This is a genomic window from Gardnerella swidsinskii, from assembly GCF_003397705.1.
Taxonomy (GTDB): Bacteria; Actinomycetota; Actinomycetes; order Actinomycetales; family Bifidobacteriaceae; genus Bifidobacterium; species Bifidobacterium swidsinskii.
On the sequence record NZ_QJVB01000002.1, the window covers coordinates 92,412 to 117,349 of the forward strand.

At 41.9% G+C, this 24,938-nt stretch carries 21 protein-coding genes; 3 read left to right on the forward strand and 18 right to left on the reverse strand.

Annotation, left to right across the window (positions count from 1 at the left end; genetic code table 11):
• The first annotated feature begins 34 nt into the window (after positions 1 to 34).
• Positions 35 to 2,359: an energy-coupling factor transporter ATPase gene (locus tag D0T18_RS02690; protein WP_004108869.1), complete on the forward strand. Its 2,325-nt coding sequence runs from the start codon at positions 35 to 37 to the stop codon at positions 2,357 to 2,359.
• Positions 2,360 to 2,549: 190 nt separating this feature from the next.
• On the forward strand, positions 2,550 to 2,855 hold the full coding sequence (locus tag D0T18_RS02695) for a YhbY family RNA-binding protein (protein ID WP_004108863.1): 306 nt from the start codon (positions 2,550 to 2,552) through the stop codon (positions 2,853 to 2,855).
• A gap of 13 nt (positions 2,856 to 2,868) precedes the next feature.
• On the opposite strand, the gene D0T18_RS02700 is transcribed toward D0T18_RS02695, so the two are convergent.
• The 4 genes from D0T18_RS02700 to D0T18_RS02715 all read right to left on the reverse strand — a co-directional run bounded on the left by D0T18_RS02700 (position 2,869) and on the right by D0T18_RS02715 (position 9,898).
• Positions 2,869 to 4,257: a replication-associated recombination protein A gene (locus D0T18_RS02700; RefSeq protein WP_116440435.1), complete on the reverse strand. Its 1,389-nt coding sequence runs from the start codon at positions 4,255 to 4,257 to the stop codon at positions 2,869 to 2,871.
• 87 nt (positions 4,258 to 4,344) lie between these two features.
• Entirely contained in the window at positions 4,345 to 6,873 is a 2,529-nt protein-coding gene (locus D0T18_RS02705) for a DEAD/DEAH box helicase (RefSeq protein ID WP_116440436.1), read from the reverse strand.
• A gap of 50 nt (positions 6,874 to 6,923) precedes the next feature.
• On the reverse strand, positions 6,924 to 9,128 hold the full coding sequence (gene der / locus D0T18_RS02710) for a bifunctional cytidylate kinase/GTPase Der (RefSeq protein WP_116440437.1): 2,205 nt from the start codon (positions 9,126 to 9,128) through the stop codon (positions 6,924 to 6,926).
• On the reverse strand, positions 9,125 to 9,898 hold the full coding sequence (locus D0T18_RS02715) for a pseudouridine synthase (protein WP_064621404.1): 774 nt from the start codon (positions 9,896 to 9,898) through the stop codon (positions 9,125 to 9,127). The genes der and D0T18_RS02715 overlap by 4 nt, the downstream gene beginning before the upstream one ends.
• Before the next feature lie 247 nt (positions 9,899 to 10,145).
• Between D0T18_RS02715 and D0T18_RS02720 the strand changes: the two genes are divergently transcribed.
• Positions 10,146 to 11,117, forward strand: coding sequence for an MIP/aquaporin family protein (locus tag D0T18_RS02720; RefSeq protein ID WP_004108851.1), 972 nt, complete (start codon positions 10,146 to 10,148; stop codon positions 11,115 to 11,117).
• An 8-nt stretch (positions 11,118 to 11,125) separates the two neighbouring features.
• Here the strand turns inward: D0T18_RS02720 and D0T18_RS02725 are convergent, their stop codons facing one another.
• The 14 genes from D0T18_RS02725 to D0T18_RS02790 form a co-directional block, all read right to left on the reverse strand.
• Complete coding sequence (locus tag D0T18_RS02725; RefSeq protein ID WP_012914210.1) at positions 11,126 to 11,443, reverse strand: hypothetical protein; 318 nt, start codon at positions 11,441 to 11,443, stop codon at positions 11,126 to 11,128.
• A 141-nt stretch (positions 11,444 to 11,584) separates the two neighbouring features.
• The gene (gene purH / locus D0T18_RS02730; RefSeq protein ID WP_116440438.1) at positions 11,585 to 13,255 is read right to left on the reverse strand and encodes a bifunctional phosphoribosylaminoimidazolecarboxamide formyltransferase/IMP cyclohydrolase; all 1,671 of its coding nucleotides are present in this window, start codon (positions 13,253 to 13,255) and stop codon (positions 11,585 to 11,587) included.
• A 33-nt stretch (positions 13,256 to 13,288) separates the two neighbouring features.
• Positions 13,289 to 14,662, reverse strand: coding sequence for a cell division protein PerM (locus D0T18_RS02735; protein ID WP_102703138.1), 1,374 nt, complete (start codon positions 14,660 to 14,662; stop codon positions 13,289 to 13,291).
• Between the two features lie 89 nt (positions 14,663 to 14,751).
• Entirely contained in the window at positions 14,752 to 15,333 is a 582-nt protein-coding gene (locus D0T18_RS02740) for an adenine phosphoribosyltransferase (protein ID WP_012914213.1), read from the reverse strand.
• A gap of 140 nt (positions 15,334 to 15,473) precedes the next feature.
• Positions 15,474 to 15,875 carry a preprotein translocase subunit YajC gene (yajC, locus tag D0T18_RS02745; RefSeq protein WP_116440439.1) on the reverse strand — a complete coding sequence of 134 codons (402 nt, stop codon included), beginning with the start codon at positions 15,873 to 15,875 and terminating at the stop codon, positions 15,474 to 15,476.
• A gap of 59 nt (positions 15,876 to 15,934) precedes the next feature.
• Positions 15,935 to 16,939: a Holliday junction branch migration DNA helicase RuvB gene (gene ruvB, locus D0T18_RS02750; RefSeq protein WP_217431467.1), complete on the reverse strand. Its 1,005-nt coding sequence runs from the start codon at positions 16,937 to 16,939 to the stop codon at positions 15,935 to 15,937.
• A gap of 94 nt (positions 16,940 to 17,033) precedes the next feature.
• Positions 17,034 to 17,663 (reverse strand): Holliday junction branch migration protein RuvA, encoded by a 630-nt coding sequence (gene ruvA / locus D0T18_RS02755; RefSeq protein ID WP_004108817.1) that lies wholly within the window; start codon positions 17,661 to 17,663, stop codon positions 17,034 to 17,036.
• An 87-nt stretch (positions 17,664 to 17,750) separates the two neighbouring features.
• The gene (ruvC, locus tag D0T18_RS02760) at positions 17,751 to 18,332 is read right to left on the reverse strand and encodes a crossover junction endodeoxyribonuclease RuvC (RefSeq protein WP_012914216.1); all 582 of its coding nucleotides are present in this window, start codon (positions 18,330 to 18,332) and stop codon (positions 17,751 to 17,753) included.
• Positions 18,333 to 18,338: 6 nt separating this feature from the next.
• Entirely contained in the window at positions 18,339 to 19,097 is a 759-nt protein-coding gene (locus D0T18_RS02765; RefSeq protein WP_004108813.1) for a YebC/PmpR family DNA-binding transcriptional regulator, read from the reverse strand.
• A gap of 62 nt (positions 19,098 to 19,159) precedes the next feature.
• Positions 19,160 to 19,816 carry a CDP-alcohol phosphatidyltransferase family protein gene (locus tag D0T18_RS02770; protein WP_004108811.1) on the reverse strand — a complete coding sequence of 219 codons (657 nt, stop codon included), beginning with the start codon at positions 19,814 to 19,816 and terminating at the stop codon, positions 19,160 to 19,162.
• 215 nt (positions 19,817 to 20,031) lie between these two features.
• Entirely contained in the window at positions 20,032 to 22,062 is a 2,031-nt protein-coding gene (thrS, locus tag D0T18_RS02775; RefSeq protein WP_102703141.1) for a threonine--tRNA ligase, read from the reverse strand.
• 182 nt (positions 22,063 to 22,244) lie between these two features.
• Positions 22,245 to 23,138 (reverse strand): metal ABC transporter permease, encoded by an 894-nt coding sequence (locus D0T18_RS02780; RefSeq protein ID WP_004108805.1) that lies wholly within the window; start codon positions 23,136 to 23,138, stop codon positions 22,245 to 22,247.
• Positions 23,139 to 24,095 carry a metal ABC transporter permease gene (locus D0T18_RS02785; protein WP_116440440.1) on the reverse strand — a complete coding sequence of 319 codons (957 nt, stop codon included), beginning with the start codon at positions 24,093 to 24,095 and terminating at the stop codon, positions 23,139 to 23,141. It abuts the gene before it with no gap.
• Entirely contained in the window at positions 24,095 to 24,886 is a 792-nt protein-coding gene (locus tag D0T18_RS02790) for a metal ABC transporter ATP-binding protein (RefSeq protein WP_240318285.1), read from the reverse strand. The genes D0T18_RS02785 and D0T18_RS02790 overlap by 1 nt, the downstream gene beginning before the upstream one ends.
• Between the last annotated feature and the right edge of the window lie 52 nt (positions 24,887 to 24,938).

Genomic DNA, 24,938 nt, shown 5'->3' on the forward strand with positions numbered 1-24,938 from the left:
AATAGTTATGCATAATATCAGCACAAGTAATAGCATGAACGAAGCTAAGAAGCACATGATTGAAAACAATTCGCAAGTAGTGTTGCGAAATATTTGCTTTAGCTACGATGATGGAAAAACTTGGACGCTTAATAATTTAAGTCTTACAATTAATCCTGGCGAACGCGTGGCAATTGTGGGATTAAACGGTTCTGGTAAATCAACCTTAGCAAAAATTATTGCAGGTTTAACAGCTCCAGATAGCGGTTATGTTACATTGTGCGGCGAAAAAGTTTTTGAAAATACTACTGCTTGTGCTGAATCATATAAAAATGCACGAAAATATATTGGTGCACTTTTCCAAAGTCCTGAAGACCAGATTATTACCACAATTACTGAAGAAGATGTTGCTTTTGGACTAGAAAATTTGCAATTCCCTCAAAAAGCAATGTATAAGCGTATCAGTGAAGCTTTAAAAACTGTTCATATGGAAGATAAACGTTATGCTGACCCTAGCACTATGAGCGGCGGACAGCAGCAACGAGTAGCTTTAGCAAGTGCTATTGCTATGAATTCTAAACTGCTTGTTCTTGACGAACCTACTTCTATGCTCGACTCGTTCGCACGTAAAGACGTTGATGCTTTATTTGATAATTTGCACAAAAATGGCACTACTATCGTTCAAATTACACATAATTTTGAGGAATGCAAACGCGCAAATCGCATACTTTTACTAGAAAATGGTAACCTGAAAGAAATAAGCTTTAATGGTTTAAAAACTTACTTTTCTAATATTGAATCAGCAAATAATCATGTAACTAAAATTAGCGAGAACAAGAACTTAACAGATAGCAGATTCAAAGAAAATAAGTCAGATATCGCTGTAGAAATTTCCGGACTAACTGTTCAATATGATAAAACTTCTCCAGCTGTTATTGACGATTATTCACTCACTGTTAAAAGCGGCGAAACAGTTGCAATAATGGGCGAAAACGGCTGCGGTAAATCAACTCTTGCTAAAACAATGTGTGGATTGTTAGAAGCCAATTCAGGAAATATAACAGTACATGGCATATCTGTTAAAGGTAAAACATCTAGAATAATACGACAAAAACTACATCAAACAATTGGCTACGTTATGCAACTGCCAGAACAACAGCTTTTTGCTGATACAGTACGGAACGATGTCGCTTATGGGCCAAAAAATTTTGGGCTAAAAGACAGTGCTCTTAAAGAACGTGTGGATGAAACACTACGCTTACTGAACCTTGAGAATTTGGCCGAAAAATCACCTTTTGCGCTTTCTGGAGGTCAGCAGCGTCTTGTTGCAATAGCTGGCGTTTTAGCTTGCAAGCCACGCGTACTCGTACTGGATGAGCCAACAGCTGGATTAGATTTTGAAGCTGCGTTACGTATCCGAAAAATTCTTGGAATGCTACATAATCAAGGCGTAACCATAATACTTATTACGCATAATCTTCAAGAAGCAGAAAATTTAGGCGCAAGACTAGTAACATTAAAAACAAGGAATAAAGCAAGCAATAAAGAATGCAGCACAGCAAAAAATATTGAAAATACCAAAAACAAAGAAAGTTCCACAAAAGCGAAAACAACTTCACTACTTAAATCTTTTGACCCACGCGCGACGCTTCTATCATGCTTTATTCTTATGCTAAGTGCTTTTAGTATTACTAACTACATACAGTTAGCTATTCTTGCTTTTGTAACATTTACTCTAACTGTTGCTGCAAAAATACCATTCGTTAAACTTATTGCTTCGCTGCACATGATTATTGCAATATTTGTTTTCTCCGGACTACTTAACATTCTCGCAGTGCGAACCGGCACAGTGCTAGCAAATATTGCAACTATTCCTATTACAACCAATGGAATTAACTATGCAATACTTTTTGCAACACGATTCTCGCTTGTTATTATCATTGGAGCAGTTCTAGTATTAACAATGAGTCAGACAACACTTAACGAATCTTGCACACGATTACTATCACCACTTCGACATATTGGAATACCAACGCAAGAAATAGCACTTATTATGAGCCTAGCGCTACGGTTCTTACCAACACTTAGTGCAGAAGCGCACTCTGTGGCACTAGCGCAAATCGCTCGAGGAAGTAGCATTCGAGATGGTTCTTTTAAACAACGAGTACACGCCATAACAGCTTTAATTGTGCCAGGTTTTGCAGGAGTAATTCGCCATGCTGACATTCTTGCGCTCGCATTAGATGCACGCTGCTACGCGCCTGGAGCTGAAAGAACTCACTTGCACTCATGGAAAATGCGTATAAAAGATGTACTGCTATTAGTAGTTACTCTTTGTGTTGTAAGCGCGATTATTGTGTGCAAAATGCTACCTTTGTAATAAAAAATTTTGAAAATATTTCACCTTTTGCAGCAAGCGCAATAAATACGGAATAACTACGGAATAAATGCGCAATAAATAAATTTGTATTATCACATGCAACAATTCGCAATATACTGTATAATCCGTTAAGCACTATGTAATTTATGTAATATTTGCGTTATAAAACTTGCATTTGAAAGGACTCCTTATGGCATTGACAAAGAAGCAGATTAAGCAGCTTCGCGCGCTCGCTAATACGCTTAGCCCACTTTTATACGTTGGCAAGAACGATATTACTGATGCAGCTGTGAAGCAAGCAGACGAAACCATGCAGTACCACGAGCTCATGAAGTGTGCTGTGCAAGATGGTTCCGGATTAAGCGCCAAAGAAGCTGCTGATGCACTTGCTCAAAAGCTCGGTGCCGAAGTCGTGCAAGTAATCGGCAATCGTTTTGTTTTGTTCCGCGTATCCCCATTAGACAGCGTTGAACACATTATGCTTGTGCGTGAATAAATGAATAAAACATTTACGAATTAGTTTTATTATTTTTATTTTCAGAATTGTGAAGAATGGCACGGATTTGAGATAAGCGTTGAGTAAGCTCATGCTCGTAGCCACGATTCGACGGCTGATAGTATTCGCGACCAACTAGCTCATCTGGCATATACTGTTGCGATGCCACAGCACCCGGATAATCGTGAGCATACTTGTACCCGTCATGGTTTCCCCAACTTTTCATCAAAGCAGTCGGGGCGTTGCGTAAATGAAGAGGCACTTGACCAATATTTCCAGCATCAACGTCTTGCAAAGCCTTATTAATAGCGTTATAGCTTGCGTTTGATTTAGGAGCAGTTGCTACAGCAATCACAGCTTCAGAAAGAATAATGCGCGCTTCCGGCATGCCGATTAAAGCAACAGCTTGAGCTGCAGCAACAGTTACTTGCAAAATTTGCGGAGCTGCCATACCAATTTCTTCTGCAGCAGCAATCATAATTCGCCTGGCAATAAAACGCGGGTCTTCCCCAGCTCTAAGCATTCGCGCTAAGTAATGCAAAGAAGCGTCAACATCACTTCCACGCATCGATTTAATAAAAGCAGAAATCACATCGTAATGATCGTCGCCATCTTTGTCGTAACGAACTGTAGTAGTATCCATTACGTTAGAAACAATATCAGCAGTAATTACAGGCTTCTTTTTGCCGTGCTGTAACGCAACATCTCCTGTTACTGCCCCTGCAGCCGCCTCTAAAATGGTGAGAGTTTTACGAGCATCTCCCCCACTTAAACGAATAATAGAATCAATAGCGTCATCGTTGATTTTAAGCTGATTATTAAGACCGTTTTCGCTAGTTAGCGCACGTTCAATAAGCGTATGCAAATCTTCAACGCTAAGCGACGCAAGTTTAACAACTACTGATCTGCTAAGTAACGGCTTAATGATTGAAAAGCTTGGGTTTTCGGTAGTAGCACCAATAAAAGTTACGTCACGATTTTCAACGCTTGGAAGCAAAGCATCCTGTTGAGATTTAGAAAAACGGTGAACTTCGTCAATAAACAAAACTGTTTCTTGACCATTACTCACTAAACGCTCATGCGCTCGATCAAGTACCGCACGAACGTCTTTAACTCCGGACGTTACAGCAGAAAGCTCTTCAAACACTCGACCAGACTGACGAGCAACAATATAAGCGAGCGTAGTCTTACCGACTCCCGGAGGACCAAACAACACAACAGAACTTGGAGCGGTAAGAGAACCTTTAGATTGCGGATTTGCAAGCCTACGCAAAGGCGAACCTTCTTTTAGAGCATGCGACTGCCCTAGCACGTCTTCAATACTGCTCGGGCGCATACGCACTGCCAACGGACGAGTTACATTACTCGGCGCGCTGCTTGCTGCAAATAAATCCTGCTCCATAAATACCAGCTTACACTACATATAGAACAAACGTTCGATTGCATTTTGCGTCTTGCATTTCGCATTCTGTTAGCACATTTTTAAAAATCACACGTGCGAAACTTGGTAATCGAAGAACACAACTTCACCTTCATCTTGCGTTGTATCTAAATCGACAACGCCAGTAATAGCCCAATTATGATCCCCGTCTGAATCGTCGATTATCTGCCGAACTTTCCACGAATGTTCACTCTTCTCAGGTGAATCATCCAAAATAAACAAGTCGCCACTTCGAGCCTTGGCATCTATTCCAACATACTCGTGCTCGTCGTAGTAATCGTCAAGAACATCATTCCACTCGTGAACTCCGTAACCCCAAGCCTTGTCAAGCTCTCCTAAAGTATCCGCATCTTCCAAATCCATAAGCTGCACGCGACGAAACATTGCGTTTCTAATCAACACAATAAGTCCACGACGATCTTCAACTACAGACTCAGAAGTTCCAGGCGCAGCTGTAGTTACAGCATTAGCTTCAGCGTCCGAACCTCCTGCACTCTCCCACTCGTCAACAAGACTTGAATCAATAGAGCGTACAACAAGACGAAGCCACGAAATAATATCGCGCAATTCTTCGTTAAGCATGTCTTCTGGCACAGTGCGAGCAAGCGAACGGTAAGCGTCCGAAAGGTAGCGAAGAAGCGTTCCCTCACTTCTAGCAATGCCATAACGAGAAATGTAGCCAGTAAAATCAGATGCTGTTTCAACCATGTCTCGAAGTACAGATTTAGGCTTAATCCAGTAGTCGTTTGCCCACGGCACGTCCTTGCGATATTGCGCAAAAGCAGGAGCTAGCAAATCTTCAAGAGGCTTAGGATAGCTAACTTCAGCTAAGCGTTCCATGCGCTCCTCGTAGTCAATGCCATCGTCTTTCATACCAGCCATTGCAGCATCGCGAGCTTTGCGCTCTTGAGCACGAAGCACAGGCTTAGGATCATCCAGAGTTGCTTCAACCATAGAAATTACGTCAAGTGCATAGCTTTCAGATTCTGGGTCAAGAAGTTCCAAAGCGGCAAGCAAGAACGGAGAAAGCGGCTGATCTAGAGCAAAACCCTCTGGCATTGCAACATCAAGCTCATAATCGCAAGAACCGTCCGCGCGCTCTCTACATTCAATGACTTGAGTATCGAGCAGAGTTTGGAAAATATCGTCGCAACGTTCAAGCAATTTTTCTTTATCTTGCGGCTTTTGCGCGCTATCTTCAATAAGTTTTTCAACGCGCGCTCTAGCATCTCCACCTTGCGTAACTTCGTTCAAAATCATTGAGTGAGTTACAACCATATGAGGATTCAAAGTTTCAGGCGCGCTTTCAATAAGCTTAGTAAACGTTGGCTCACCCCAAACTACAAAGCCTTCTGGAGCCTTCTTACGCTTAACTTTTTTAAGCTTTTTAGGGTCATTACCAGCTTTTGCAATAGCTCGCGCGTTTTCAATCTCAAACTCTGGAGCCTCTGCAACTACTAAGCCTTCGGTATCAAACCCCATCCTGCCTGCACGACCTGCAATTTGATGAAACTCGCGAGCGCGAAGTTTACGACTACGATTCCCATCAAATTTTGTAAGAGCTGTAAGCACAACCGAGTGAATTGGCACATTAATGCCAACGCCGAGAGTGTCTGTGCCGCAAATAACTGGTAGAAGTCCAAGCTGAGCGAGCTGTTCGACAAGCCTACGGTAGCGCGGAAGCATGCCAGCATGATGTACGCCTACACCAGTGCGCAGTAGCCTTTGCAAAATTTTGCCGAAACCTGTAGTAAATTTAGTACCTTTAATGGCTTGAGCAATTTTGTCTCGCTGCTCTTTGCTTGAAACTCCCGTACTTGCGAGCGCTTGCGCTGTTTCAAGAGCCGCGTCTTGCGAAAAATGAACTACGTAAATTGGCGTTAAACCCTTGTTAAATAAGAGTTCTACAGTTGTTGCAAGCGGTTTATCTGTGTACTCGTATTCGAGCGGGATTGGTCTTGGAGCGTCTGCAATAATATCTACGTTTCTTTTTGTTGATTTTTCTAAGCGTTCCGCAATATCCGTTACGTCTCCAAGAGTTGCACTCATAAGTAAGAATTGCGTATTTGGAAGTGTAAGCAGCGGAACTTGCCAAGCCCATCCACGCTCTGGATCACCATAGTAGTGGAATTCGTCCATTGCAACGCAATCAACTTCAGCATTTACGCCTTCACGTAAAGCTTGATTTGCTAAGATTTCCGCCGTGCAGCAGATTATTGGAGCATCCGCATTAATATGCGAGTCGCCTGTAATCATACCAACGTTGTCACGCCCAAAAATAGCTACTAAATCGAAGAATTTTTCGGATACGAGAGCTTTAATTGGCGCAGTATAGTAGGAGCGTCTGCCGGTGGCGAGTGCTGTGAAATGCATGCCGAGTGCTACTAGAGATTTTCCAGAACCTGTTGGAGTGTTTAAAATAACGTGGTCTCCTGCAAGCAAATCCATGATGGATTCTTCTTGATGCGGCCACAAATCTACATGTTTGTTATCTTTAACCCAATCAACAAATACTTGAAAAATCTCATCTTCGCTAGCATGATGCAAATCGAAAGCTAACTCGCTCAAACCAGCCATATACGCTCCTACTTTACTTAACCCTAACTTACTTGTGACTTAATCGCGCTTTATTTGCGCTTCTTCTTATCTCGTACTTTTACGGAGATTTGAATAGGAGTTCCCTCGAATCCAAATTCTTCTCGAAGTGATCGCTCAATAAAGCGACGGTATCCGTGCTCTAAGAAGCCGGTTGTGAATATTACGAAACGCGGAGGACGCGTAGAAGCTTGCGTAGCAAATAAAATTCGCGCTTGCTTTCCACCTCGCAAAGGATGCGGATGAGCAGACTGAATACGACCTAAGAAAGCGTTGAGCTTGCCTGTAGGAATACGCTTATCCCAGCTGTCTAAAGCTGTTCGCATAGCGCGCGCAAGACGATTCGTATGCCATCCTGTCTTTGCAGAAAGATTTACGCGCTCAGCCCAAGTTACGCGCTCAAACTCAGTTTTCCATAAGCGTTCCATGCGCTGTCTGGAAAATTCGTCCATCAAATCCCACTTGTTAAACACAAGTACGATTGCGCGACCTGCATCCACAGCCTGGCTCATAACTTTCAAATCCTGCTCTGCAATAGGCTGGGAAGAATCGAAAAGAATCAAAGCAAGTTCCGAGCGTTCAATCGCAGCTTGCGTACGAAGTGAAGAATAGTATTCAGCACCCGTAAGCTTGTGCTGCCTGCGCTTAATACCAGCAGTGTCAATAAACAGCCAATCCTCGCCGTCAACTCGCACAACCTCATCAACAGGGTCACGAGTAGTTCCAGCCAAATCGTTTACAACAGATCGCTCTTCATGAGCTAAATGATTCAAAAGCGAAGACTTACCAACGTTTGGACGACCTACTAAAGCAACTCTGCGAAGTCCTTCTGGAGTTAAGAATCCTGAAGTTTTATTCGCTTTCTTCAAAGAATTGAGAGCTGCATCAAGCAAATCTCCAACGCCTCTGCCGTGCATTGCAGAAATTCCGTAAGGCTCACCCATTCCGAGCTTCCAAAACTCTGCAGTCAAATACTCGCTTCTAGCATCGTCAACCTTGTTAACTGCCAGAGTAATAGGCTTACCTGCAGCGCGAAGCATTGAAACAATACGCTCGTCTGTAGCTGTTAAACCAACTTGACCATCTACTAGGAAAATCACAGCATCGCTTAAACGCACTGCTACTTGCGCTTGTTGAGCAATAGAAGAATCAATGCCTTCAACATCTGCTTCCCAGCCGCCAGTGTCAACCAGCTTAAAGTTAGTTCCAGCCCACTCAGCGTCGTAGCTTACGCGATCTCTCGTAACACCTGGAGTATCTTCTACAACAGCTACACGATGACCCAAAATACGATTGACAAGCGTTGATTTTCCAACGTTTGGTCGACCTATAATGGCGATTACTCCAACAGCTTTAGAGTCTTTTGCATCGTCTTGACTTACTTCGTCGCCTCGAAGAAGCGCACGGTCTTCATCGTCAAGATCGTAGCCTTCAAGATTAGCAGCATAGCGGTCGTACTCATCTTGCTCGATAGCAGCGTCAACCATTTCAACAAGAGCATCGAGAGTCTGCTCAAAAGTCAAATCAGAATTATCTAGCGTTGTAACACCGTCTGCTGCTTGAAGAAAATGCGTAACTTTAGCATCTTTAGCGTCACGAGCGTGAATATCGTCTTCTTCAGATTCATTATTTTTAGATTCATTATTTTGCAAATTTTCTTGCGCAATATTCTGCTTGTTTCTGCGAGCTTGACGCACTTCTTCGCGTGCAGTAAGAAGCACTCGAACTTGAGCATTAGGAGCAACAACAGTAGTAATATCGCGTCCTTCTGCAACTATTCCCTCTCCGCCTGAGAAAGAATCTTCATCTGACTCTGAAGCAATATACGCACGCTGAGCAGCAATAAGCATACGGCGAACTGCAGGAATCGAAGATACAGTAGACACATGCGAAGAAACTTCGCTGGAACGCAATTCTTCGCTAATATCCTCACCTTCAACAGTCACTACAGGATTCTTAGGATCAACACTAAAGTCAGCGTCACTTTCAGTAAATAAGACTCCAACAGCTTCAATGATTTGATTAAAACGTTCAGTATCCGCTGGATTTACAGGATTTCCTTCTTCATCCAATTCAAGCTTCGTGCTTAAGTCAATACCTTGTTTCAAGCACCACCAAGCAGCAGCTCTATACATTGCACCCGTATCTAAATACGCAAAACCGTAGTATTGTGCTAAAGCACGAGAAGTAGAAGACTTACCTACTCCTGCTGGTCCATCAATTGCTACACAAATCACAGGCCAACCTCCTTAGAAAGCGAACGCACTTCTGTTTGAGAAAGCACGCGATACGATCCAGCTTTTAAGTCACCCAATTTAATAGGGCCAATTTGCGTACGAACAAGACGCTTTACAGGGTATCCTACGGCTCCAAAAATCCTGCGAACAATACGATTTTTGCCAGAATGCAACACAACTTTTACCATGGTTGTGTCGTGATTCTGGTCGATTATTGCGCAGCGGTCGAGCTTAATCCAACCATCTTCAAGATTCACGCCTTGCGAAACCAAGCGGCGGCAAACCATACCGTTGATTTTGCCTTCAACAGTTGCAATATAAGTTTTCTCAACCTCATACTTTGGGTGCATTACGTGCTGGCTTAGCTCGCCATCGTTGGTCATTAAAATAAGACCTTCAGAATCGTAATCCAAGCGTCCCATGTGGAAAATTCGCTCGTACTTGTCTCCAACAATATCTCTTAAAGTAAAGCGACCTTTTGGATCGTCCATTGCGCTAAGAACTCGCTTAGGCTTATGCAATGCGAGCGTTACTAGCTTTGTGTTGAACTTTACGCGAGATCCATCAACGCGCACTTTTTGACGTTTTGGATCTACTCGAGTACCAAGTGTTGTAACCAATTCGTCGTCTACTTCAACACGCCCGTCAAGAATAATCTCTTCACACTTGCGTCTTGAACCAAATCCAGCTTCAGCAAGCAGCTTCTGCAGTCGAATGGCGTTCTTGTCATCTGAATGCGCCTGATTGGCGCGGGAATATGCGTTTGGCATCGTTCTCCCAACGTGACCTAAAGAATTACATACATACTTGCGCCAGAATTTACTTAAGAATACGCAATATAAGCAATTCATTACTCATTAACTTACTAAATTTATGTGGCAATTTATTAAATTTGCAATAAATCAAAAAACACCACATCTTCCTATGTTACCGTATGGCATAGCCGTGATAATATAGCCTAGGTTTCATTGTGTTGCAATCATTAACAAAGCGGCACAACTAAAATTAAGGAAAGTTATGATTAAAACTACAGATACACCGTGCAGCACAACTAAAACTGCTGCGCCACTTATTGTTCGTATTGGTACTGAATTTATTGCTACAGCTTTAGCGATGTTCGTTGTTTACACTTTTTATTCTCTTACTACCGTAATGTACGGAATCAACGTTTTAATGATTGCTGCCGGCACTGGTATCGCTTATGCTGCAGCGACATATATTGCATCTAAAGTTTCTGGAGGCCACCTTAACCCTGCAGTAACAGTTGCTTCGATGCTTACTGGACGCACTTCATACACTGCAGGATTATGCTACATTGTTGCCCAAGTTCTTGGTGCTATTGCAGCTGCAGGATTGTTCATTCTTATTATTCCTCAGCAGAATTCAAGCATTAATCCATCACAAGTTGGCCAAGGCTCAGGTTTTGACAAAAAGTATTGGTTTGTTTCAATAGTAAACGGATTCGAAAAGGCATCTCTTTCTGCACGTCAACTAAAAGAAATAAACTTGTCTTTCGGAATAGTATCTGCGTTATTAGTTGAAGTTATTGCTGTTATTTTGATTGTTGCCACTGCATTGCGCAGCACAGACCATGAAGGTAATACTAAATGCGGTTATGCAACACACATCGGTATTGCATACGCAGCTGGCGCTTTCATTACATATCAAATTACAGGAGCTGGTTTGAATCCTGCTCGTTCTACCGGCATTGCATTATTCGCAAACTCTCATGATTTGGAAGTTAAACCACTAAGTCAATTGTGGGTATTCTGGATTGCTCCAATTTTTGCTGCAGCGCTTGTTAGCCTAGTTTTGCTATTAACAAAGCTTCTTTCAAACTCAGCACAAAAACCTGCTGTATCAAATGAAACAAATCCTGCACCAATACAAAACTTTGCAGACACAAAAGCAGATGCTCCTGTAGCACCAGATATGAGCTATGAATACGTTCAAAACGTATCTGACAATAACGTTGCGAACAATCTTTAAGAATAAAATTATAGCAAAAATATAATTGAAGCGTATGTTATAAGCAAACCTATGCCGAGCGTAATACTGATGAAAGAATCAAAGCCAACTGAGCGAACTTTCCAAGGGCTACGCTGACGCATAATTAAGCGCATAACTCCTAGAAGTACAGCCGTCACAGAAATAACAACTGTGGCGGCTTTTACATATCCTATAAATGCCAATAATGCGCAAAGTCCAATAATAATTGCTACAATCCATTCAGCATAAGGTTTACCCTCACGTTTTTCCGACACGTACGGATGTTCCGTTTTAGTGCTTCTAGTCTGATGCTCACTATCTGTCATACTTGTATCATACCTGCTCCGCGATAAGAAAACATGAGTTGTTTTAGGCACTAACACAAAGATGCAGCGCTTGAAGTACACAAACGCTGCATCCATAATATTGATTAATTTATTTGTCTATGAATCTTAGCTAAAGCAATTTTAGTGGAAGAAGTGACGAGTACCGGTAGTGTACATCGTTACACCAGCTTTGCGCGCAGCTTCGAACACTTCTTCGTCGCGAATAGAGCCACCAGGCTGCACGATTGCGCGAACGCCAGCTTCAATCAAAATTTGCGGACCGTCAGCGAATGGGAAGAAAGCATCCGAAGCCGCAACAGCTCCACGAGCACGTTCAGCACCATCAGCCAAAGTATTCGCACGTTCAACAGCCAAATGGCACGAATCCACGCGATTAACCTGCCCCATACCAATGCCAACAGTAGCATTATCATGCGCAAGTAGAATTGCGTTAGACTTTACACAACGAAGCGAACGCCAGGCAAATTGCAAATCGCGCAAAGTATCAGCATCAGCAGGATCTCCAGAAACAAGCGTCCAGTTTTCAGGATTATCACCAACTGCATCAATCTTATCTGCAGATTGAACTAAAGCACCACCGTCAATAGGATGAACTTGCAAATCCAAAACTGGCGGAGTTGCAACCTTTAGAATACGAAGATTCTTTTTCTTAGTGCGAAGCAATTCCAAAGCTTCAGGCTCATAGTCTGGAGCCACAATAACTTCCGTGAAAATTGGGCGCACGCTTTCTGCCATTTCCAAAGTGACTGTAGTGTTTGCAGCAATCACACCGCCGTAAGCACTTACAGGATCGCAAGCGTGAGCTTTTTTGTGCGCTTCTGCTGCAGTTGCGCCTATTGCCAAGCCGCAAGGATTATTATGCTTGCAAACAGCAACTGCAATTTGTGGAGCAAAATCCCAAACCGCACGCCAAGCAGCATCCGCATCCACATAATTGTTGTAGCTCATAGGTTTTCCGCCAAGAAGCTCAGCCTGAGCCAAACCACCCTTATGCAAAGGATCTAAATACAATCCTGCTTGCTGATGAGGATTCTCACCATATCGAAGCGTATGCTCTAAACTCCAAGTGCGCGTGTAGTTTGCAGGAAGCTCCACAGCTACAGCATTTTGACTATCTTCTTCATCATTTGTGTTCAAAGTTTCAGGCTTCTGCCATGCTTTACTTGTCCACTCAAATATAGAAGCATCGTAAGCTGCTGTATGAGCAAATGCTTTACCAGCCAAATATTCGCGCTCTTGCAAATTAAAGCCTTCACCTGAAACGATTCTATTAGCTAAAAGCTGGTAATCTGCAGGATCTGTAATAACGGCAACAGACTTATGATTCTTTGCTGCAGCACGAATCATAGAAGGTCCACCAATATCAATTTTTTCAATAATTGCGTCACTATCAGCACCGCTCATTACAGTGTCTACGAACGGATACAAATTAACTACTACAGCATCAAACGGCTTTATGTTTAGCTTTTCAAGTTGCTTTACATGATCAGCATTACTCATATCTGCAAGAATTCCAGCGTGAATATGCGGATCTAAAGTCTTCACTCTTCCATCAAGACTTTCTGGGAAACCAGTAATGTCAGAAACTTCAATAACATGAACGCCAAGTTCCGCCAATTTAGCAGCAGTAGAGCCGGTTGAAACTACTTCAGTATCAGCCTTTCTAAATGCTTCAGCTAATATTTCAAGTCCTTCTTTATGAAAAACTGAAACAAGAACTCTACGAATTTGCTTTTCACCTGTGGTTATCAGCACATTTGCGTTTGATTCTTTGCTCTGTGTCTGTTGCACGGCGGCCTTCCTTCCCAAAATAGTAGTGAGGAATTATTTTCTTTTAGCCTTCGATGAAACCGTCCTAGGAGCGGCTTTTTTCAAAGGCAAAGGTTGATTATTTTTATTACTAGCCTTATTTTCGATTAATTCTGCAAATTTTACAGGTTTATTCGACTTACTAGCAGCAATAAGATTTAAGCAATATCTCGCACCACAAATAAGTAGAATACTAAAAATTGAAATAACCAATGCTACAGCAGAAGCGTATAGAGTAAGATGACCAACAGCTCTAGTACTTTCAATAATGTCAACTCCAATATAAGAAAGTCGACATTCCCCTAATGAACCATTTGCTATTGAAAAAACAACAGTCCACATAATTGTAATTAAAGCGGATACGCCAACACTATCAGTTGCAGCTTCTATAGCGTTCAACATAAAAGACTCACGCTCAGTTTTATCAATAATATTTTTTATGCGCAAGCCACAGCCGCTTTTATGCAATAAAGCTACAAGCATTACAATAAAGCATAAAGTTGGAACTATAGAGTAAAAAACAGTGCGATGCACAACGTCAATAACAGCATCAGGAAATATTCCAAAAACCGGAATAGGCGGCAAAGATTTACGTTGAGAAACTGTTAAAGTAAATTGTGCAACAGATCCAATATTAAATCCAGATCCACAAATCCAAGATAATGCCCAAATAGCAACATTAGGCAACCAAACTAAGCAAGCAATAGTTGTAAGAATACGCGAACCATTTTGCATGCCTAGTTTATTGAAATATGAATTAACATAACCAAAATTTGTACAAGCCCAAACCACAACAGTTATTAGTGCAACAAAAGCATATAAACCAAACAAAATTACCGCAGTTCGCTTAGTAATACGAATATTTTTTTGAATATACTCAGGACATATTTGCTTATAACGCTGCTTAGCAGATACAAACAGTGAGCTGCTTGGAAAAACCGCTATAAGTAACGAAATTAAATAAACACAAGAAGATTTACAAGCAACAATAAAAGTAGAATCAAGTAAAGTAACATGCGTATTTTGAGAAAGTATCGCATTAATAGCAGCCCAGACTACAAGCCCAGTAAAATATGCTATATTCCCACCTTTAATACGACGAATTAAGCATACAAGCGTTGAAATAAGTAGAAAAGTAAGGCCTAAAGGAATAATCGTAAGAATGCAATTTCCAAAAGTAAGACCCACGCCTTGAGCAAACATAAACACAGCCCAAGTCATAGACATTGCAGATTCAGAAAGATTACCTGTTCCTTCTTCGATAGAAACCACAAGAAGTGTGAGAGATAAGAAAAGACCTATCGTAAGAGAAAAAATAAGAATAACAATAACAGGAGTTATTACACCTTTAGACATGTTTATTAAGGATGACTTAAGCTTTTCAACCATGCCTTTTCCTTTCAATTCTTTTAGGTGCAAAACCAATATATTGTTTTAAATAGGATATTACTTTAATAATAAGCGATAATAATAAACTTTTAAGCTGGCATAGTAATTAAACTGCTGCAAGGATAATCGCATAATTCACTCATTCCACTAATACCAGTAAGTTCAATAACAAAACTAAAACCTGCAACTATTCCTTGAGCGCGCTTGACAATATTTGCAGCAGCTTTTGCAGTGCCTCCAGTTGCAATAAGATCGTCAACAATAAGCACACGTTGACCTGGCTTAATAGCGTCGCTTTCAATTTCAATACTTGCCTGACCATACTCAAGCATGTATGACTCAGTAATAACTGGAGGAGGTAGCTTACCAGCTTTACGAATAGCAAGAAAACCTTTGCCTAACCGAGATGCCAATAATGGTCCAAAAAGAAAGCCTCGAGCTTCAAGCCCAGCAATCAAATCAATTGAATCAGCTGGCACAGGCAAGGCATCAATCAAAGAATCAATAAGAATTCGCGAAGAGCGCGCATTTGAAAATATAGGAAGAAAATCACGGAATATAATACTAGGATTGGGGAATCCTGGAACGGTACGAATCAAAGAAGCAAGATAAGCGGCATCATCGTTGCTTACTGTTTTCAACGTTTTCACTGTAATATCCGTTGCTGTCATAATCCTAACGTTCTTTTCTTCACAAGACTTGTTATTGGAATATGGAAAGAATGTCACATATTCGCGTGATGCGTGAGACATGTGCTGACTCACACATCACGACTTAAGTATTAAATTATAAATTTATGAGATAAAAGTTATTACTTTTCAGAAGCTGCAGATTCTGATACTGGCTCGTTATCTTCGCTTACAGATTTATTTGCATCATCTTGCTTAGCTTCTTCAGCTTGTGCAGCTTCTTCTGCTTCTTCATCACTAATAAATGCTGGACGCACATACAATCTGTTCACAGCGCGGAAAGATACTCGCATCAAGCTACCTTCTGAATCGATAACAATCTCTTCATATTGAGTATCTACGCTTACAATCTTGCCGATAATGCCGCCGATTGTAATAATTTCAGTACCTGGTTCCAAAGATTCATGGAAGGAACGCATTTCAGCTTGACGCTTCTTAGCATTGCGAGTCTGGAACATCATCATGCAAACCATTGCTACAACGAGAATAATAAGCATGCCATACTGCTGGAAAAATTGAGGCAAAGTAAACTCCTTAAGTATCCAACCCTAAGACGGTCGAAATGCCGTCCAATTTAATTATTTTAGGCTAGCTCACTGACATTACTAGGCTCTTTAAAGCCCAAATGTTTCCAAGCTTTACTAGTTGCAACACGACCTTTAGGAGTGCGAATTAAGAATCCTTCACGCACTAGATATGGTTCACATACTGTTTCAACAGTTTCAGCTTCTTCACCAACCATTGCAGCTAGATTATTAAGACCAACCGGTCCACCGTTAAACTGACAAACCATAGCCTTCAAAACTGCAATATCAAGTCGATCAAGACCTTGTGTATCAATCTGGTATAAAGCTAACGCTTCAACAACAGCTTCATGATTTACTTCTGACAAATCATGCACAATAGCCCAATCTCTGACACGTCTCAACAAGCGATTCGCTATACGAGGAGTGCCACGAGAGCGTAACGATAGCTCTTTAGCAGCTTGATCTATAAGGCGAATTCCTAAGACTTTAGCAGATCGCTCAATAAGTTTTTCAAGCTCTTCGTGAGGATAAAAATCAAGGTGAGCAGTAAAACCAAAACGAGCGCGCAATGGAGAAGGCAACATTCCTTCCCTAGTGGTAGCTCCAACTACAGTAAAACGAGGAAGAGTTAGCGGTATTGATGAGGCACCAGGACCTTTGCCGACCATAACGTCAACGCGAAAATCTTCCATAGCAATATAAAGCAACTCTTCTGCAGCACGAGGCAAACGATGGATTTCGTCAATAAACAACACCTCACCTGCGTCAAGCGCGCTTAGTATAGAAGCTAAATCTCCAGCATGCTGGATAGCAGGACCTGAAGTAATTCGAATAGGAACTTGCAATTCATTAGCAACAATCATTGCTAATGTAGTTTTTCCCAATCCAGGAGGGCCAGCCAATAACATATGGTCAGGCGCAACATCACGCTTTTTAGCAGCATCTAAAAACAGTTGCAATTGCGCTTTTAAAACTGGTTGACCAATAAAACCTTCTAATGCGCGAGGACGAAGTTCCTCATCACTGAGTTGCTCATTTCCTAAAGGCGTTGAAGAAACCATGCGTAAGGATTCTTCAGCAACACCAGTATTTAGCGCAGAAGTATACTCTTCACTCACTTCAACTCCCCCAATACTAGATTCTTTACAAACATGATTACCTACCCCTATCAAGTGAAGCTAATGCCATTCGTAAAACATTAGGCAAATCTGCATCAGATATAGGAATTGAAATATTATTCTCTGCACAAACTTGCTCAACTGCTCTTTGAGCGTCAACTTGTCTCCAACCCAATGAAACAAGACCCTCTATTACGCATTGCACGCTAGAATCAACAATCTGCTTATTAGATTGAGTAGAATCATTAGAACTATCTGCCAGTATTGAAGAATCAAGAGAACCCTTCAATTCCAAAATAATCTTCTGCGCACCCTTTTTCCCTAAACCAGGAGCAGAAGAAAGAGAAGTTACATCTCCCTCAGAAATAGCTTGTAAAAGACGATCAACATTCAAAGTTGAAAGCATAGAAAGAGCAACTTTAGGACCAATTCCACTAACTTTTTGCACTTGCAAAAACATTCGTTTAGCAGCTTGAGTTGTAAAACCATAAAGAGTTAAAGCATCTTGCGAAACTTGAAGCGACGTATAAACGCGAACTTCCTGGCCTTCATGCAAAGAAGACAAATCTTGAGAAGGCATATAAGTCTCATAGCCAACTCCAGAAACAACAATAAGAGCAGAACGAGCATCAATTGACGCAACTTGTCCAACAAGCATTCCAATCATAAACTCACTCCCACTTAACAAAAACTCATAGCTTAAAGCACATAAAGTCAAATACAATTATAATAGAACATCTGTTCTATTAATATCCTACATGCCTCGAACGACAGAAGAAGATTTACGCGCCTGAGCTTGAGCTAAAGCCCACTGTTTCTGCGCAGCAGTTAGATGCTGCTCGCGCTCGCCACCTTGTAAAGCACCAGAAGGACGAAGAGCATGACAAATAGCTTGAGCTAAAGCGTCGGCAGCATCAGCAGGAGTAGGCAAAACATTAAGTCCAAGTAGTCGCGCGACCATGCGCTCTACTTGAGGTTTTTGAGCTTTTCCGTTTCCAGCTACAGCAAGTTTAACTTCAGTAGGAGTGTGTAAAGCAACAGGAATATTGCGCTGAGCTGCAGCAAGCATTGCAATACCTGCAACCTGTGCAGTGCCAAGAACAGTATTTCGATTTTCTTGCGCAAAAACACGTTCAATAGACACAGTATCAGGCGAAAAACGCTCAATTTTTTCAACTAATCCATTATAAATCTTTAAAAGTCGCAAATCTTGCGAAAGATCAGGCTCAGACCTCAACACATCGACGTGAATAAAAGAAAGCCGACGCGAGACGCCGGCTTCAATCACGCCGACCCCGCAGCGAGTAAGCCCGGGGTCAACGCCCAAAATCATCATAGGAGACTATTCAGCTTCCTCAAGCTGAGCCATAACTTCATCTGAAGCGGTCCAGTTGCTGTAAATATTCTGAACATCGTCCAAGTCATCGAGATTATCGATTAAGCGAGAAACCTTTTGAGCATCTTCGAAGCTCAATTCAACCTCATTATTTGGATGCATAATGATATCTGCAGAATCATAGTCGAAACCAGCTTCCTGCAAAGCCTTACGCACAGTTACCAAATCACTGGAATTGGTGTAAACAGAATAAACATCGCCATCATCAGCAACATCTTCAGCTCCAGCTTCAGCTGCAACTTCGAAAAGCTTATCGTAGTCAACACCTTCGGATGGAACTTCAATCAAACCTTTACGTTCGAAGTTGAAGCTCACGGAACCGCTTGTTGCCAAAGAACCGTTGCCTTTAGTAAGAGTTGAACGCACATCAGCAGCAGCACGATTACGGTTATCAGTAAGGCATTCAATAATCAATCCAACACCTGCAGGAGCGTAACCTTCGTAAACAATCTCTTCATAGTTTGCGCCGCCAGCTTCTTCACCAGAACCACGCTTTACAGCGCGCTTGATATTGTCAGCAGGCATGGAAGCCTTCTTAGCTTTAACGATGGCATCGTACAGCGTAGGGTTACCATCAGGATCGCCACCACCCAAACGTGCAGCAATTTCAATGTTCTTAATAAGCTTGGCAAAAAGCTTGCCACGCTTTGCGTCGATAGCGGCCTTCTTGTGCTTTGTAGTCGCCCACTTGGAATGACCTGACATGATACTCCTAAAACGTACAGTTAATCAAACGAAACGATTTTATTGCGCTTTCGCGACAAATTTTATTTATCTTTTATATCAAGCCCATGCTTTACTTCAAAAATACGCTGGAAAACTGTAATAATACCGCCAATAGCAAGCAGAATCATAGCAAAACTTAACCAAAAAAGTTGATTTGTAAGACCAACAAGCCCCATAGCAACAAGAATCACAGCAACTCTATCTGCACGAGTTATTAAACCTTTTTTAGGATCTACATTTATTGACTGACCGCGAGCGCGAGTGTATGAAGTTACGAAAGCTGCCATAAGAGCAACCAAACAGCTTAATAATCCTACACACTTTATTGCATTGCCATTCAAAGTTGAAATCCAAGTGCACATATCTTTTTCGTGAGCTTCATACAAACAAATGCATACAGAGGAAAATAATGACCAGTCTGCAATGCGATCGAGAGTTGAGTCAAGAAATGCACCAAATTTTGTGCCGCCTGTTGTCAAAGCAGCAACAGAACCATCTAAACTGTCTGCAAGCACAAAAATAGTTAAAAATATAGTGCCAACAACAAACTGTTTAGTAAAAGCAGTAACAAAAGCAATAATAACTACAGCTATTGTGCCGACAATTGTTACACAGTTAGCACTTATGCCTAATCGGACTAGCAATTTTGCAATTGGAGAAATAGTGCGCTTAAACCCGCTGCGTAATGATTCCAACATTGAATGCAACCTTCCTAGCGTAATCAAGCAAATAAAACTTGGGTTCAATAAACAATCTCATATTAGTCAATCGGCTGTAATACACACAAAAGCCCACACAACTTTAAGAAGTGTGGACTTTTGCTTATTTCGTTTATTTATTGCAATTTAGTTTTCAAGCGAAACTGTGCTGCTTAAGTAACGTTATTTAAGTTACATAACTTAAATAGCTTATGCTACTTAGTGTAGCGCTCGAAATCTTCTGCAGTATTGACCTGAACGCGCTGCTTAATGATGGACAAAATCCACTCTTTAGCTTGCGAAACAGGAACGCCATTCAATTGGCTGCCATCGCGGAAGCGGAAGCTCACAGCATTGTTGTTCACATCCTCTTCTCCAGCAATCAAAGTGAATGGCACCTTAGACTTAGAAGCGTTACGAATCTTCTTGCCGAAGCGATCGTCAGAGTTGTCCATTTCGCAACGAACCATATTCTCTTCCAAATCGCTAATCAATTTTTGCAAGTGTGGAGCGAACTCGTCTGCAACAGGAACGCCAGTTACCTGAACTGGAGCCAACCATGCTGGGAACGCGCCCGCGTAATGCTCGAGCAAAATAGCGAAGAAACGCTCAATAGAGCCAAAGAGTGCGCGGTGAATCATCACAGGACGCTGGTGGCTACCGTCAGCCGCAATGTACTCCAACTTAAAGCGCTCAGGCAAGTTGAAGTCGAGCTGAATAGTAGAAACCTGCCAAGTGCGACCGATTGCGTCTCGAGCTTGCACGGAAATCTTCGGGCCGTAGAATGCAGCTCCACCTGGATCGTCCACGAGTTCCAAACCAGACTCTTTAGCAACCTCTGCCAAAGTATTAGTTGCTTCTTCCCAAATCTCGTCGGAACCGACGAACTTATGCTCATCCTTAGTGGAAAGCTCCAAGTAGAAGTCGTTCAAACCGAAGTCTTTAAGAAGACCAAGCACAAAGTTAAGCAAGCTCTTCAACTCATCGCGCATCTGCTCGCGAGTGCAGTAAATGTGCGAATCATCCTGAGTCAATCCACGAACACGAGTTAAACCATGCACAACGCCAGACTTTTCGTAGCGATACACGGTACCAAACTCAAACAAGCGCAAAGGAAGCTCGCGATAAGAACGCTGGCGAGACTTGAAGATCAAGTTATGCATTGGGCAATTCATTGGCTTCAAGTAGTAGTCAGCACCTTGGCGAGTTACGTTACCATTTTCGTCGCGCTCTTCGTCAAGCTTCATTGGAGGATACATGCCATCCTTGTACCACTGCAAGTGGCCGGAAGTCTCATATAAGCCACCCTTAGTAATGTGCGGAGTTTGTACGAAGCTGTAGTGATGCTTTCTGTGCTGCTCGCGCGAATAATCTTCCATTGCGTTAATAATTGCAGCACCCTTTGGATGGAATACGGCTAAGCCTGGGCCAATCTCGTCTGGGAAGGAGAACAAATCCATCTCTTGACCAAGCTTGCGGTGATCGCGCTTAGCAGCTTCTTCCATGCGAGTTGTGTAAGCTTTAAGCTCTTCCTTGCTAGGCCAAGCAGTGCCGTAAATGCGCTGAAGCATAGGATTCTGCTCCGAGCCACGCCAGTAAGCTGCAGCCACACGCTCAAGCTTAAAAGCCTTAATGTAACGCGTGTTTGGAAGGTGAGGTCCGCGGCACAAATCGCTCCAAACCTTGTTTCCTTCGCGATCTACATTGTCGTACATGCTAAGCTCATGCTTGCTGATTTCGCCAGAGGCAGCAGGATCAAGAGCTGCTTCCTTATCCCCAATCAACTCCAACTTATAAGGTTGATTTGCTTCTTCTTCGCGCGCTTCGTCCTCTGTTACAACGCGACGACGGAAGCTTTGAGACTCTTTAATAATGCGCTGCATATGCTTTTCGATTTGCTTCAAATCGTCTGGCGTAAATGGAGTATCAACATCGAAATCGTAGTAGAAGCCGTCTTTAATTACAGGACCTACGCCCAACTTTGCGTCTGGTCGAATTTCTTGAACAGCTTGAGCCATCACGTGAGTAGCGGAATGACGCATGATTGCGATGCCATCTTCACTATCAAGGGCCACTGATTCCACGGTATCGCCGTCATGAAGAGACGTGTACAAATCACGCAACTCGCCATTTAAACGCACAGCAATAATATTCTTATCTTCCGCGAAAAGTTGGGCGCCAGTGAAGCTTGCATCCACCTCCTTGCGTTCCTCGTTTACGGTGATGGAGATGGTATTTTCAGCCATAATTGTCCTTTTCTATCGGGGTCTTGCGTTACTAATGTGCAGACCTGGACTTGTGTGGCGTCGATAAACTTACGCGATTAAACAATCAACAAAACGCGCAAAAACGACGTCAATCGCGCGCATTTTTCACGCGCAATTCGTTGACATTTTAGGACAATAGAGCGACTTTTAAAACTCTTTCGCTAAATAGCGTTTTCGGCTACTTTTTCTCGCCTTGCATGCAATCTTGATGAAAAATCATTAATTTTTATAAAAATGCTTTCGCCAATTTTGACTATTAAGAAGAAAGCTCCAGCGCAAATAGCAATAGTGCCACCGGCAGAAAGCTTCAGTATTACAGCTAAAGCTAGTCCAATTAAAGCAATTGAAACAGCAGTAATTACGCATGCAAGTACGAATTTATTTATAGAAGCAATTCTTCCCTTTAATGCTGCAGCAGGAGCAGCAATAAGAGATACTGAAACAACTGTACCAACTGCTGGAATAATAACGGAAACAGTAATAATAATCAAAGCAAGAACCATGCCCTGTATAAAACCTGATCTTCCACCTGCAGCACGGTAATTAATCGGATCAAACGAGCAATGCACAAGATTAGCAGAATTAAAAATCCATAATCCCAAAACAAGCAAGAAAGCAACAGATGCTGAAATCACGTCTGCAGGAGTGCAATTAAGCAATGATCCAGTTAAAAATCCCTCAATACGCAATGGCAATGGAGCAAACCACTTATTTAAAAAGTATCCACTAGCAAAGCCAACAGTTAAAGTAATACCAGCTGCAGCTTGCGAAGAAATGCCCTTAAGATGCGAAAGTGCATACATTACTAAGGAAAGTACAACGCACGCAACAGCAGCACCGACAAAAAGCCCAAGCGACAAAATATTTTGATCTATTGTATAAGCAGAAGTTAAAACTACACCTAATACTGCTCCAGGAAAAGCTGCATGAGTAATAGATTCAGTAAAGAATATTCGCTGGTTAAGAAGCGCAAGAGAGCCAACGAAACCGCATAGAGCACCTACAACAATTGCTTCAACTATAGGTAGAGCGATAATTTGCCAAATACTTACCATCTATTCCCTACCTTTATAAGATTTTGCTAAAACTTTTATATCGCTACCGCCTGTATGAGTTTTATGCGCAAAAACTATAGATGAAATAACTTGGAACAGCCAGCGCACAATAAGCACAACTACGAACATTGCACACATGCTTAATGCAATTGCTGCTTGAGGAGAAATAGGATGATTAAGCTCCAAATTCATAACGTACATACCAAGAACAACTCCAGCAATACCAACAAAGATACCAACTGCAACCATACGCCCAACTGTTCTAGACACTAAACGAGCACTAGCTCCTGGAATAATAAGGTACCCGATCACAAGAAGAACACCAACAGCTGAAGATGCAGAAACAACAACCGCAGCAATGCCAACGTTAAGAACAATATCTACAAAAAGAGTATGCACTCCCATTAATGGAGCACTTGCTCGATCGAAAGCAACAATAATCTGCTGTTTCCAAGTTGCCAAAAGCACAATAATTGCAAACAAGCAAATCCACATTGCTTGAGTCATTCGCTCATCAGTGACATCAAGCAGTCTACCAAACATCAATGCCTCGAGCTGACCTGACATATCACCTTTTTTTAGTGAAATTACTACGCCAAGAGCAAAGAAAGTAGTTAAAACAGTTGCGATAATCGATTCATTTATGCGAGCTGAACGAGAAGCCCACACTAATGCAGCAACTAAAAATACTGAACAAATTGCAGCACCAGGAATAATTTGATCTATACCACCGTATAAAGCGCCTACAACAATTCCAGGAAATATGCCATGCACAATAGCTTCCGCATTAAATTCAGCACATCTCAAGTTCACAAATACACCAACGATTCCGCTAGCTATAGACAGAACTATAAGTAAGCAGAACGGGCGAAAAATATAAGGAGCAGAAGCAATAAAATCAAAACCGGGAATTGGTTCCAGAGCTTCTCTTAATGACTCAACGAATTGGGCAAACATTAATCTTGCCTTTCGCTAATTTTTAAGCCATCGCTAAAAACTTCTTTAGAGCCTTCTTTAGAATCAGAATCCTCTTCAGACATTTGCGAAAGAGTAAGACCTGCAGAATCTGTTGGCATGCTTCCACCATATGCGCGAGTAATATTTTCTTTAGTCATTACTTCTTTAAGCGCGCCAAAAGCAATCTGCTTACCAGCTAAAAGTAGCGCTTTTTCACAAATAGCATCTGCAATAACTAAATCGTGCGTAGATACAACAAAAGCAATACCTTCTTGCTTTGCTAATTTCATAATATTAAGAAGTTCTCGACGATTTGGTTCATCAAGACCATTAAAAGGTTCGTCGAGCAAAATAAGCGTTGGCTTTGCAACAATAGCGCGCGCAAGAAGAATACGCTGGCGCTGACCGCCAGAAAGGTCACCAAATCGCACATCTGCGCGATTTAATAAACCAACATGATTAAGAGCATCCTCAACAGCTTTTTTCTGATCTTTTTTAAGCAATCCAAGAAAACCTGTCTGTCTACTTAAGCCCATTGCAACAACTTGCCGTGCAGTAATCGGGAACGTTAAATCCAAATCAACCTGCTGTGGAACATATCCAATAGACAAAGCCTTAGGTATTTTCAGTTCACCGCGACTTACGCGCACGATACCAATAATAGCCTGCAAAAACGTTGTTTTCCCAGAACCATTTGGACCTATTAAAGCCAAAGCTTCCCCGGCTTGCACACTGCCATTAATACCAGTCACTACAGTTTTATAACCGTATGCCAAGTCGCAATTTTTCATTGCAAGGACGCTCTTATTCACTATATTTCCAGTCTTTTCAGTTTATTAATAA